Below are 11488 nucleotides of genomic sequence, written 5' to 3'. Positions count from 1 at the left end.
GTGGTGCGCTCGGGCGGGCCGTCGGTATCCGGGCACCCGATACCGACGGCCGCCGGTCCGCCCTGCGCGTTACCACGGCGTCGCTCAACCGAGGACGAGCGGCAGTTTTACGGCCGACTCGCCCAATGCGGCCTGTTCGTCCGCCGTCGCGGCGCGGCGGCCCGTGCCGATCAACAGGGCGTCCCGGTCGGAGAATGCCGGGGGGAAGGCGGTTCCGGCGATGCGCTCCAGCAGCTCCCTCGAACGGGTTAGGCATTCTCCGGGCGGCTGCCCGGCATGCGGGAGATGGGCGACCAGATCCAGGTGGTGCAGCGTCCACTCCAGGACGTAGGCGGACAGGTAGTCACCGGTGGTGAGGACCTCGTCGCGCGTGCTCACCCGCTGATCGGGGTCGGCGAGAACGGCCGCGCGCCCGGCGGCCGAGCCGACATCGTCGAGGTGGAGTTCCAGCAGCCGCGGCTCGCCGTAGGCGGCGGCCAGCCGGACGGTCAGGGCGTCGAGCGGGTCGTCGCCGGTCGGCGGGGTCTCGGCGATATCCCAGTACGTCACCGCGTCGCGCGTGGGTTCCTTGTCGGTGGGTGTCACCAGGGTGATCAGCACATCCTGGGCGTCGATGATCAGGTGGCAGACCAGATCCCGGACGAGCCAGCCGGTACATCCCGACGGCCGGCCGAAGTCCTCGTCCGCGAGTTCGGAGACCGCCGTGCGCAACGCTGTCCACGAGTGTGAGAAGTGATCCACCGCCGCAAGCTAGCAGCGCCGTCCCCTGTCGTGTGTGGTTTCCCGGTCGGGGGCGGGTCCGGACGCGGTTTCGGGCGAGTCCGCGGTACCGGCGAACCGAATCACCGTACGCCGCCGGCTCGCGCTCAGGGTCGCTCTGCGCACGGTGATCGACTGACCCGACCGGTATGCACGGTGTGGCTGTGACCAGTGGCTTCGGCGAAGACGTGCGAGAGCAATCGGTACGCGGCTCGGCGTGCCCGGCCGTGGAGGCGGCCGCGGGGGCAGATCATGACCGCATGGGTTCTCGACGTATCGGCGGCCGTGCGCATCTGTGGCGGAACGCGGGGACAGTGCTGTCCGCGCTGCTGTTCTACTACTTCGTGCCGGTCGGCCTGGAACTCCCCGGCTTCTGGCCCACCAGGGTGGTCACGTCGGTGGCATTCGTCGCCGGGGTGGCCGGGCTGTGCTGGCTGGCCTATCGCCGGATCGGTCAGTTCCTGGCCGCGAGCGACGATACGGGCCGCCGTGTCGACGGGCTGCTTTTCCTGATCACCCTCGTCGTGGTGTTCTTCGCATTGTTCTACTACATCCTCGAGCTCCGCCAGCCCGGCCAGTTCGCCGAGTTGCGCACCCGCAACGACGCGCTGTACTACACCGTCGCGACCCTGGGCACCGTCGGGTTCGGTGATGTGCATCCGGTCGGGCAGGCCGCCCGGATAGCGACCACGGTGCAGATGGCCTTCGATCTGGTGGTGATCGGCACGTTGCTGGCCGTGACCACGACCGGAATCACCCGGCGTTTGGACCGCACGGATGTCGGTGGGCACCGGTAGCCTGAGCCCGTGCCCGAACTACCGGAAGTGGAGGCGCTGGCGCAGTTCCTGCGGGAGCACGCGGTCGGCGCGGTGGTGGGGCGGATCGATGTGGCGGCGCTCAGCGCGATCAAAACCTTCGATCCGCCGGTGACGGCGCTGTCGGGGCGGGATGTGACCGGCGCCGGGCGATGGGGGAAATTCCTCGGTATGGATTGCGGTGGTCTGTGGCTGATCACCCATCTGTCCCGGGCGGGCTGGCTGCGCTGGACCGACAACCCGAGCGTGAGCCCGCCCAGGCCGGGTCGCGGTCCGCTCGCGCTGCGGGTGCACTTCTTCACACCCGAGGGCGCCACCCCGGCCTTCGACCTCACCGAGGCGGGCACGAAGAAGCGCCTCGCGGTCTATATCGTGAACGACCCGGCGCAGGTACCGGGCATCTCGCGGCTGGGGCCCGACGCGCTCGCAATCACCGAGACCGAGTTCGCCGAACTGCTGGCCGCCGCACCGGGGCGGATCAAGAACGTGCTGGTCGATCAGACCGTGCTCGCCGGCATCGGCAACGCCTATTCCGACGAGATCCTGCACACCGCCAAGATCTCGCCCTTCGCCACGGCGAAGACGCTGTCGGCGGCGAAGGTCGCCGACCTGTACGCGGCGATGCGCACGGTGCTGGCCGATGCCGTGGCGCGGTCGGTCGGGCAGGACGCCGCCCGGCTCAAGGGCGAGAAGCGTTCGGGTATGCGGGTGCACGCCCGCACCGGCATGCCCTGCCCGGTGTGCGGGGATACCGTTCGCGAGGTCGCGTTCACCGATCGGTCGTTCCAGTACTGCCCGACCTGCCAGACCGGTGGCAAGATCCTGGCCGACCGCCGGATGTCACGCCTGCTGAAATAGGCTGCGCCCCGGTCCCGCCTCGGCTCGTCCGCTCGCCCGGAGCGGAGGCGCGCCGCACCCGCACAACAGTGCCGGACACGGATTCAGTCGGTCCGTTTCGGATCGGCTTCGGCATCTTCCGGTGCCGGATCGCCGGCACCGTCGGAGACTTCGTCCACGACCCGCGCGACCGCGTCCGCGGCGGTCGCGGCGATCGGGTGGTCGGCGGCGACGGCGTCGAGCAGCGTCCCCTCGCCTTCGGCCCCGGCCTCCGCGTCGCCGGACCGAACAGTCGTACCCGCCGTGCCGACCCCGGACGGAACCAGCTGCGGTGCGCGGACGCCCGCCCACAGCTTGCGGCGGGCGCTGTCCGGGTCGTGGTCCACCCGCCCCGGCGCGTCGATGATGAGCGTGCTGCGCTCCTCTTCGGTGTAGCGCGGCCAGGACGGTAACGGTTCGCCGGTGCGGGCGAAATGCAGCCAGTTGTTCTGGACCTGGCGGGTCACCGCGAGCAGACCGCGACGGCTACCGCCGGCGGTGAGGGCCCGGCTCCACGGTTCGTAGACACTGCCGAAGGTCGCCAGCAGGTCGGTCGCGTGCGTGGCGCCCATTTTGTAGAGCTGGAGGAGCCGGGGCGCGAAATCGTAGCGGTAGGCATAGGTGGGGGAGTGGCGGCTGTGCCCTTCCGCCACCGCCACCGAGGGCCGCCAGAAGAAGTAGTCGCCGCCCGCGCGGATCGCGGCCTGTTCGGCCGGGAAGCCCGGATAGAGGGAGAACACCCGGGGGATAGAGGTCGGGTCCGGCGGTCGACAGTGCCTTCTTGAGGCGTTCCGGGCGGGTGGGCAGGGTATCGGTGAAGCGGTTGAACAGGGCGCCCTCGTTACGGCAGGTGCCGATGATCAGCGGGACCCGGTGGGTGTGGCCTTCGATGAAGGCGTCGATCGGAGTGCGCGGCAACAATTCGCCGTCGGCGACCGGCGCGGCCGGGAAGAACCCCGGGAATTCCGTCATCGCCGCATTCGACGCCCGGTTGAACGCACGGCGGATATCGTGCGGATCGGCGGCGCGCAGCGCGTGATTGGCGTCCTCGGGGGCGATACCGAGCCGGTCGAGGATGCGGCGGGCGAACTCGCGCGATTCGGCGACTGTCAACCCCCAGTCCGCGGGTGGGCTCTGCGCGATACCGCGGCGGAACAGGCCCTCCGCCGAAGGCGTCGCCAGCAGGCTCAATACCGCGTGGGCACCGGCGGATTCGCCGAAGATCGTCACATTGTCCGGGTCGCCGCCGAATTCGGCGATATTGGCCCGCACCCAGCGCAGCGCCGCAATCTGGTCACGCAGACCGAGATTGGAGTCGTAGGGACTGTCCGGCGTGGAGAACTCGCTGAAATCCGCGTACCCGAACGCGCCGAGCCGGTAGTTGATCGACACCACGATCACATCGCCGTCGGCCGCCAGCTGGACACCGGAGTAGAGGCGCAGCGCCGAGGTGCCGAAGAGATAGCCGCCGCCGTGGATGAACACCAGTACCGGTCGCGGCCGCACCGAAGCGGTGGCGGGCGCCACGACATTCAGTGTCAGCGAATCCTCGCTCATCTCCTGCAGCTTGCGCGGACCCAGCCGCACCCCGAAGGTCGGCTGGATTCCGGCGGCGCGGAAATAGGTGGCGTCGCGGACATCGGTCCACGGCTGCACCGGCTGGGGTGAACGGAACCGCAGGTCACCGACGGGTGGCGCGGCGTACGGCAGCGACCGCCAGTACATCACGCGCCGGCCGCGGCGTCCGCGGACCACACCGTCCGTGGTCGTGACCTGTTCGGTAGCGCTCACGCGTCCAGTGGGTATGAGCGAGGGCCCTCCGTGGTTCCGCTCCGCTGCCGCCTCCGGGCCTGACTCGCTCATACCGCCGATCGTAACGACGACCTATCGGTCTCCAACAGCCGTAGCCAGAATTCGCTGATCGCGGGAAAAGCGGGCACTGCGTGCCACAGGGCGTCCAGGGGGACGCGCCCGGCGACCGCGATGGTGGCGGCATGCAATTGCTCGCCGACATCGGGACCCACGAAAGTGGCGCCGAGCAGGGTGTCGGTGGCGGTATCGATCACCAGTGCCGCGTGGCCGGTGTAATCGTCGCGGGCCAGCGCCGAACCTGCGACCGCGATATCCAGTTCCACGGTGCGGATCTCGTGGCCGGCCTTCCGGGCGGCGTCGGCGGTGAGTCCGACGGCGGCGACCTCGGGGTCGGTGAACACCACCTGCGGTACCGCGTGGTGGTCGGCGGCGGCCCGGTAGCGCGGACCGCTCAGCGACCGGCCCGCGGCGCGTGCGGAGATGACATCCCCGCACACCCGGCCCTGGTACTTGCCCATATGGGTGAGTGCGGCACGGTGGTTGATATCGCCGACCGCGTACAGCCATTCTCCGGGTACGCCGGCCACCGTCAGCTGATCGTCGACCTCGACGTACCCACCGGGCAGGCCCACCGTCTCCAGGCCGATCCCGTCGGTATTGGGCACCCGACCCGCCGCCACCACGATCTCGTCGGCGACGAGCGTGGTCTCCCCATCCGGCCCCTGGGCGTGCACTGTGACGGCGCCCCCGTGTATCCGGCCCTCGCCGTGGTCGGCGGCCGCCGGTCGCGTCACCCGCAGGGGCCGGGTCCCGAACCGGATCTGCACCCCCTGCGCGGTGAGCGCGGAGGCGACGTACTCCCCGGCGAACGGTTCCACGCCGGTGAGCAGCCGGTCGCCGCGGACCAGCACGGTGACCTCCGCGCCGAGCGCCGAGAGCCAGGTGGTGGCCTCGCAGGCCACCACACCGCCGCCGATCACGATCACGCGTTTGGGGATCTCGTGCAGATTGGTGGCGTCGCGGGAGGTCCAGGGCAGGGCATCGCGCAGGCCGGGGACGTCCGGGACGGCCGCGTGGGTGCCGGTGGCCAGCACGACCGCCGAGCGGGCGCGCAGTACCCGGTCGCCCACGCGCACCCGGCGTTCCCCGTCGAGCCGGCCGGCGCCGCGGATCACCTCGATACCCTGCTGGACCGCCCACTCGACCTGACTCGAATCGTCGTGGTCGCCGTTGTGGGCATGGACGAATTCGTCGCGGCGGCGCAGCACTTCGGCGATATCGGGCCCTTCGGCCTCGATACCGGGCAGCCCCAGCGCGGCTCCCAGCACATGGCCCGGACGCAGCAGTGCCTTACTCGGGATACAGGCCCAGTACGAGCATTCGCCACCGACCTTCTCCGGTTCGACGATCGCCGCGGTGCGGTCGCTGCCCGCGATGGCGTAGGCGGCCGCGTTCTCCCCGGCCGGGCCGCCGCCGAGGACGATGACATCGTATTCGGCGACCCCACTGTCCGCAGTGGCGTCGCTGTCGTTGTCGGGCATCGGGCTCCCTACTGTAGGTAACCCTCGACCTGACCCGCCGATCGCGGCTGGGCCTCGTCCGGCGGTTCGTCGCGATCGATGCGGGCCCGCCGCTGCCGCAGCAGATCCCAGCACTGATCCAGCATGACCTCCAGTTCGGCCAGTCGCCGCCGCTCCACGTCGGGATCGAGTTCCCCGCGCGAGGCCCGGGACCGCAGGTCGTGCTCGTGGTCGACGAGATCCTTGATCCGCCCGAGTATGTCCTGTTCGGTCATGCCGACCATGCTACGACCCCGGTGCCGATCACCGGGTCATTCAGCGGGTCGCAGCAGATAGATGTCCATGATCCAGCCTTTGCGCTCCCGCAACCGCGTCCGCCGCCGCACGATATCGCCGGCGACCTCGTCGACCCGGCCGGCGATCAGGGCTTCGTCGGGCATCCCGAGATAGGCGCCCCACCAGATGAACGTGTCGCCGGGGACGGTGGTGAACGCGCAGTCGGCGTCCAGCATGACCACCGTGGATCCGGCGCCCAGTCCTTCCTCGCGCAAGCGGCGCCCGGTGGTGATGTGCACCGGCTCGCCGACCCGGTGCAGCACGGTCCGGTGCCGGGCCGCGAGGGCGTGCACACTGGTGACCCCCGGGATCACGGTGTAATCGAAGTGCAGCGCGCCCCGGGCCAGCACCCGTTCCACCATGCGCAGGGTGGAGTCGTAGAGCGCGGGATCACCCCAGACCAGGATCGCGCCCACCCCCTCGTGGGCCGCGAACGCCTCCTCCAGCAGCACCGATCGCCGTTCGTGCCAGTCCAGCACCGTGCCGCGATAATCCGCGGGATCCCGGTCGCGGGGCGGATCGGGGATCTCCACGATCCGATGGGGGCGGTCGGCGTGTTCGGCGAGGATCGCGGTGCGCACCGCCACGAGCTCGCGTTTCTCCACGCCCTTGCCGATCACGAAGTAGACGTCGACCTCCCGGAGGGCCTTGACCGCCTGCATCGTCACCTGGTCGGGGTCCCCGGCACCGATACCGATCACATACAGCCTGCGCATGGGGTCAGCTTGGCAGGTGGGGAGGCGGGCCGGGCGCCGGGTGTTCCGAGAGGGCGCTCGCACGAATCGATAGGGTGTAGCCCCATCGGGACGGCATCGCCGCACGTTGTCGGTTGCACTGCTGTCCGAGGCCGGTGGTCGGGAAAGAGGTCGTTGTCCGGTAGAGCGAGCCGCAAGGTCGCCGAGGTCGCGCAGTCGTTGTGCACGTGGTGCCCGACTCCCGTGCGCCGGAGCATTGCCATCACCCGGCGACACGATGGCGTGCCCGGGGCGGCGGCACGCCCCGGTGGCCGCGAAGTAAGCTCGGCCCGTGGTCAGCGCAGCGAATAGTCAGGTCCCGGACCCGCGACACGCTCCGGACACCCAATACGAAGATCTGCTCCGGCTCGTCCTGGAGACGGGAACCGCCAAGGCGGACCGTACCGGTACCGGCACCCGCAGTGTGTTCGGGCACCAGCTGCGGTACGACCTGTCCGCCGGGTTCCCCCTGATCACCACCAAGAAGGTGCATCTCAAATCGATCGTGTACGAACTGTTGTGGTTCCTGCGCGGCGACTCCAATGTGCGGTGGTTGCAGGAGCACGGGGTCGGCATCTGGGACGAATGGGCCGATGCCGAGGGCGAGCTCGGGCCGGTGTACGGGGTGCAGTGGCGGTCCTGGCCGGCCCCCGACGGCCGTCATATCGATCAGATCGCCCAGGTGCTGCACACGCTGCGTACCGACCCCGATTCCCGGCGGATGCTCGTCTCGGCCTGGAATGTCGCCGAGCTGGACCGGATGGCGCTGGCGCCGTGCCATGCGCTGTTCCAGTTCTATGTCGCCGACGGCCGGTTGTCCTGCCAGCTGTATCAGCGCAGCGCCGATCTCTTCCTCGGAGTGCCGTTCAATATCGCGAGCTACGCGCTGCTCACCGTGATGGTCGCCCAGCAGGCCGGGCTCGTACCCGGGGATTTCATCTGGACCGGCGGTGATTGCCATATCTACGACAACCATCACGACCAGGTGACCGAGCAGCTCACCCGTACGCCGTACCCGTTCCCGGCACTCGAGCTCGAGCCCGCCGCCTCGCTGTTCGACTACCGGTACGAGGACGTGCGGGTACACGACTACCGGCACCACCCGGGGATCAAAGCGCCGGTGGCGGTGTGACCGCGACCGACTCCGCGCGGGTGATCGGCCTGATCTGGGCGCAGACCCCCGACGGTGTGATCGGGGTGGACAACACCATCCCGTGGCGGGTGCCCGAGGACATGGCCCGGTTCAAGGAGACCACCGCCGGTCATCCGGTGGTCATGGGCCGCCGCACCTGGGATTCGCTGCCCGCCCGGTTCCGGCCGCTGCCGGGCCGGCGCAATATCGTGGTGACCCGGCAGCCCGGGTGGTCGGCGGCCGGGGCGGAGGCGGCCGCGTCGGTCGAGGCCGCGTTGGCTCTCGCTGCCCCCGCGACGACCTGGGTGATCGGCGGCGGCGAGATCTACCGGCTGGCGCTGCCGTATGCCGGCGAACTACTGATCACCGAGGTCGACACCGAGGTGGAGGGCGACGCGTACGCTCCGGCGCTGGGGCCGGAGTGGGGGTCGGCCGATCCGGCGACCTGGCTCGAATCCTCGACCGGCCTGCGCTACCGGATCCGGCGGTACACCCGCGACTGACCGCCCGCGCCCGGGCCCGCGACAGCGACCCGAGCCTCGGAAAACACCGGAACGGTGGAGCCGGGTCGGGCATACTCGGCTGTACGTCCCGCGATCACAGCCCGGTCGTGGGTATGTGGAGGCGAAAGGCTGTCCATGGACAAGAAATCGCTGACAGCGGTGGCCCGGCAGCAACTCAAGCTGGCCGCGACCGTCACCAGTGGCCGCAGCTCGCAGACCATCTACGGTGGTCACGCGAATTCGCTACGCCAGACAGTGGTGGGGTTGTGCGCGGGGCAGGGCCTGGCCGAACACGACAACAACGGTGAGGCCACCCTGCTCGTCCTCTCCGGCACGCTCACCCTGCACAGTGGGGACAACGAGTGGAAGGGGTCGGCCGGGGATCTGCTGGTGGTGCCGAAGGCCCGGCACAGTGTGCAGGCCATCGATGATGTGGCCTTTCTACTCACAGTGGCCAAGTAGGCAGCCCGGCGCACGCGCTTACCGGCCCCCCGGCCGGTAATGTGATCGGCTATGGGGCAGCCGCAGCCGATTCTCGAACCACTCACCCCGGCCGCGTATTTCCTGGTCGCCACCATCGATCCCGGTGGTGAGACGGCGGCACGGGAGCTGCTCGCCGAACTGCCCGGTCTGCGCCGCGCCATCGGATTCCGGTTGCCGGGCGCCGGGCTGGGCTGTATCACCGGGATCGGGTCCACCGCCTGGGACCGGCTGTTCGGCGGGCCGCGCCCGGCCGAACTGCACGAGTTCCCGGGGTACGAGGGCCCACTGCACCGGGCTCCCGCCACGCCGGGTGATCTGCTCTTCCACATCCGCGGCCAGGTGCACGATGCCTGTTTCGAACTGGCCATGGCGATCGGCGATCGGCTGGCCGAGATCGGCACGATCGTCGACGAAACGGTCGGCTTCCGCTATTTCGAACAACGCGACCTGCTCGGTTTCGTCGACGGCACCGAGAACCCGGAGGGCGGTCTGCCGGATACGCCCGCCGGGCGGGCGGCGCTGATCGGCGCCGGCGACCCGGACTTCACCGGCGGCAGCTATGTGATCGTGCAGAAGTATCTGCACGATCTGACCGCCTGGCGGGCACTGCCGGTGCAGGAGCAGGAACGGGTGATCGGCCGCACCAAACTCGAGGATTTCGAACTCGACGACGAGGTGAAACCCCCGGACTCGCATATCGCGGTGAACCAGGTGATCGAGCCCGACGGCACCGAACGGGAGATCCTGCGCGCGAATATGCCGTTCGGCAGTGTCCGCGACGGTGAGTTCGGCACCTATTTCGTCGGTTATTCGGCGACTCCCCGGACCACCGAGATCATGCTCGAGCGGATGTTCCTCGGGACCGACGAGGCCACCCACGATCGCATCCTGGACTTCTCCACCGCGGTCACCGGCACCCTCTTCTTCGTTCCGTCCCAGGATTTCTTCGACGATCTGCCCGCCCCGCCGGAGGAAGCCGCGGCGGCGGATCCGGGCCCGCCGCCCGTCGCCGCCGGTTCCCTCGGTATCGGCACGTTGAAAAGGAGCAGCACCGTATGAACAACCTGCATCGCGAACTCGCGCCGATCACCGACGCGGCCTGGGCGGTTATCGAAGAGGAGGCGACGCGGACCTTCAAACGGCACAATGCCGGCCGCCGGGTGGTCGATCTGTCCGGTCCGCACGGTACGGACTATTCGGCGCGCGGGCTCGGTCACACGACCCCGATCGCCGCCCCGCACGACGGTGTCCAGGCGCGGCAGCGGGTGGTGGCCCCACTGGTCGAGTTGCGGGTGCCGTTCACCCTCTCGCGCGAGGAACTCGACAATGTCGAACGCGGCGCCCAGGACACCGACCTGGACCCGGTGAAGGACGCCGCCCGCAATATCGCCTTCGCCGAGGACCGGGCGGTATTCGAGGGTTACGCGGCGGCCGGTATCACCGGTATCCGCGCCGCTTCGTCGAATAGGTCGATCGCGCTGCCCGACGACGTGTTCAGGGTGCCCGAGGTGATCGCCCTGGCGGTGAGCCAGTTGCGGCTGGCCGGTGTCGACGGACCGTATTCGGTGCTGCTGAGCGCCGACCTCTACACGAAGGTCAGCGAGACCTCCAACCACGGTCATCCGCTGCGCACCCATCTGGAGCGCCTGGTTCCCGAGGGGGAGATCATCTGGGCGCCGGCCATCGACGGTGCGTTCGTGCTCACCACCCGCGGCGGTGACTTCGATCTCACCGTGGGCCAGGATCTGTCCATCGGCTATCTGGCCCATGACGCCGAAACGGTCCAGCTCTATTTCCAGCAGAGCCTGACTTTCCACGTGTACTCGGCCGAGGCCGCTGTCGCGCTGTTCTGAACGGGTGACCGGCATTGTCGTATCCGCCACCGTCGTCCGGTACGGTGTGGCCGGTCGGTGCGCGGCGTGAACGGAGTCGGTATGCAAAGGGTGCACGCTGGGGTCGTGCCCACCGGCCGGGTGCTGGCCTACAGCCTGGCCGGCGTCGCGGTGGTGGTGGCGGTGACCGTTCCGACGGTGCTGCTGTTCGGGCCCGCCCGGGTGTTCACCGGAATCGTGCTCGGCGCGCTACTCGCTGTCGCCGCGTTGTTCGCGCTGTTCACCCGGGACACGGTGATCCTCACCGAACAGGTGATCCACCGGCGCACGCCGTGGTCGGCGACCAGTATCGAGTGGGAGCGGGTGGTGGCGGGGCGTTTCGGCCTCGACGAGGACGCGCGCTGGTCGCTCGCGCTGGATCTGACCGGAGGTGAGGAATTGCACAGTGAACTCGTGCTGCTGTCGATTCCCCCTGTCCGCGGACCGGTCTCCGGTGCCTATGATCTGCGCAAGCGCGAACAGGTCAACGAGATACGTAATATGTTGCGCCATAAGAAGGTTCCGATCACCGTGCTGCCCGATATCGCGGGCGCCCTGGAGCGGCACTGGCACATCGCCCCACCGACTCGCTGAGTGCGGCCGGCGCCCTACGCGCGCCGGACCGACGGGCGCGGCCACCGGACCGC

Annotated in this window: 12 protein-coding genes and 1 pseudogene; 8 read left to right on the top strand and 5 right to left on the bottom strand. The window is 69.4% G+C overall.

Translation table 11 applies throughout. From position 1 onward, the window contains the following. Positions 1 to 84 precede the first annotated feature (84 nt). Positions 85 to 741 carry a maleylpyruvate isomerase N-terminal domain-containing protein gene (locus tag ON38_RS21700; RefSeq protein WP_039826762.1) on the bottom strand — a complete coding sequence of 219 codons (657 nt, stop codon included), beginning with the start codon at positions 739 to 741 and terminating at the stop codon, positions 85 to 87. 278 nt (positions 742 to 1019) lie between these two features. On the opposite strand from ON38_RS21700, the gene ON38_RS21695 reads away from it, so the two are divergent. Together ON38_RS21695 and ON38_RS21690 are read left to right on the top strand one after the other, a co-directional pair. After that, positions 1020 to 1556 carry a potassium channel family protein gene (locus ON38_RS21695; RefSeq protein ID WP_039826771.1) on the top strand — a complete coding sequence of 179 codons (537 nt, stop codon included), beginning with the start codon at positions 1020 to 1022 and terminating at the stop codon, positions 1554 to 1556. Positions 1557 to 1565: 9 nt separating this feature from the next. After that, positions 1566 to 2432 carry an Fpg/Nei family DNA glycosylase gene (locus tag ON38_RS21690; protein ID WP_039826761.1) on the top strand — a complete coding sequence of 289 codons (867 nt, stop codon included), beginning with the start codon at positions 1566 to 1568 and terminating at the stop codon, positions 2430 to 2432. Positions 2433 to 2746: 314 nt separating this feature from the next. Here ON38_RS21690 and ON38_RS38225 read toward each other — a convergent pair. The 4 genes and pseudogenes from ON38_RS38225 to cobF form a co-directional block, all read right to left on the bottom strand. After that, positions 2747 to 4241 (bottom strand): annotated as a pseudogene (locus ON38_RS38225) (carboxylesterase/lipase family protein); the annotation flags it as partial. 68 nt (positions 4242 to 4309) lie between these two features. Then, positions 4310 to 5803, bottom strand: a complete 1494-nt coding sequence (locus ON38_RS21680) for a dihydrolipoyl dehydrogenase family protein (protein WP_039826760.1) — start codon at positions 5801 to 5803, stop codon at positions 4310 to 4312. 8 nt (positions 5804 to 5811) lie between these two features. Beyond that, positions 5812 to 6057 carry a DUF2630 family protein gene (locus tag ON38_RS21675; RefSeq protein ID WP_030522379.1) on the bottom strand — a complete coding sequence of 82 codons (246 nt, stop codon included), beginning with the start codon at positions 6055 to 6057 and terminating at the stop codon, positions 5812 to 5814. Between the two features lie 36 nt (positions 6058 to 6093). Continuing rightward, complete coding sequence (cobF, locus tag ON38_RS21670) at positions 6094 to 6834, bottom strand: precorrin-6A synthase (deacetylating) (RefSeq protein ID WP_039826759.1); 741 nt, start codon at positions 6832 to 6834, stop codon at positions 6094 to 6096. Between the two features lie 310 nt (positions 6835 to 7144). Here cobF and ON38_RS21665 point away from each other — a divergent pair, with 310 nt between their 5' ends. The 6 genes from ON38_RS21665 to ON38_RS21640 all read left to right on the top strand — a co-directional run bounded on the left by ON38_RS21665 (position 7145) and on the right by ON38_RS21640 (position 11435). Beyond that, a complete protein-coding gene (locus ON38_RS21665; RefSeq protein ID WP_051165045.1) occupies positions 7145 to 7984 on the top strand; it encodes a thymidylate synthase in 840 nt (279 codons plus the stop codon). Then, on the top strand, positions 7981 to 8487 hold the full coding sequence (locus tag ON38_RS21660; RefSeq protein ID WP_373281240.1) for a dihydrofolate reductase: 507 nt from the start codon (positions 7981 to 7983) through the stop codon (positions 8485 to 8487). The genes ON38_RS21665 and ON38_RS21660 overlap by 4 nt, the downstream gene beginning before the upstream one ends. 135 nt (positions 8488 to 8622) lie before the next feature. Further along, positions 8623 to 8949 carry a cupin domain-containing protein gene (locus ON38_RS21655; protein WP_030522375.1) on the top strand — a complete coding sequence of 109 codons (327 nt, stop codon included), beginning with the start codon at positions 8623 to 8625 and terminating at the stop codon, positions 8947 to 8949. Between the two features lie 51 nt (positions 8950 to 9000). Continuing rightward, on the top strand, positions 9001 to 10029 hold the full coding sequence (locus ON38_RS21650; RefSeq protein WP_039826758.1) for a Dyp-type peroxidase: 1029 nt from the start codon (positions 9001 to 9003) through the stop codon (positions 10027 to 10029). Continuing rightward, entirely contained in the window at positions 10026 to 10823 is a 798-nt protein-coding gene (locus ON38_RS21645) for a family 1 encapsulin nanocompartment shell protein (RefSeq protein WP_039826757.1), read from the top strand. Before ON38_RS21650 ends, ON38_RS21645 begins: the two co-directional genes overlap by 4 nt. Positions 10824 to 10904: 81 nt before the next feature. Continuing rightward, positions 10905 to 11435: a hypothetical protein gene (locus tag ON38_RS21640; RefSeq protein WP_039826768.1), complete on the top strand. Its 531-nt coding sequence runs from the start codon at positions 10905 to 10907 to the stop codon at positions 11433 to 11435. Positions 11436 to 11488 lie beyond the last annotated feature (53 nt).

Source organism: Nocardia testacea NBRC 100365, from assembly GCF_000308775.1.
Lineage (GTDB): Bacteria > Actinomycetota > Actinomycetes > Mycobacteriales > Mycobacteriaceae > Nocardia > Nocardia testacea.
The sequence above is the reverse complement of the archived record's forward strand: the minus strand, read 5'-3'. Positions and strand labels throughout refer to the sequence as shown.

What these genes read in the sequence shown, in the direction of transcription:
- ON38_RS21680 (WP_039826760.1), bottom strand. Translation starts at nt 5,803, where the DNA reads ATGCCCGACAACGACAGCGACGCCACTGCGGACAGTGGGGTCGCCGAA.
- ON38_RS21675 (WP_030522379.1), bottom strand. Translation starts at nt 6,057, where the DNA reads ATGACCGAACAGGACATACTCGGGCGGATCAAGGATCTCGTCGACCAC.
- ON38_RS21655 (WP_030522375.1), top strand. Translation starts at nt 8,623, where the DNA reads ATGGACAAGAAATCGCTGACAGCGGTGGCCCGGCAGCAACTCAAGCTG.
- ON38_RS21645 (WP_039826757.1), top strand. Translation starts at nt 10,026, where the DNA reads ATGAACAACCTGCATCGCGAACTCGCGCCGATCACCGACGCGGCCTGG.
- cobF (WP_039826759.1), bottom strand. Translation starts at nt 6,834, where the DNA reads ATGCGCAGGCTGTATGTGATCGGTATCGGTGCCGGGGACCCCGACCAG.
- ON38_RS21640 (WP_039826768.1), top strand. Translation starts at nt 10,905, where the DNA reads ATGCAAAGGGTGCACGCTGGGGTCGTGCCCACCGGCCGGGTGCTGGCC.
- ON38_RS21650 (WP_039826758.1), top strand. Translation starts at nt 9,001, where the DNA reads ATGGGGCAGCCGCAGCCGATTCTCGAACCACTCACCCCGGCCGCGTAT.
- ON38_RS21695 (WP_039826771.1), top strand. Translation starts at nt 1,020, where the DNA reads ATGGGTTCTCGACGTATCGGCGGCCGTGCGCATCTGTGGCGGAACGCG.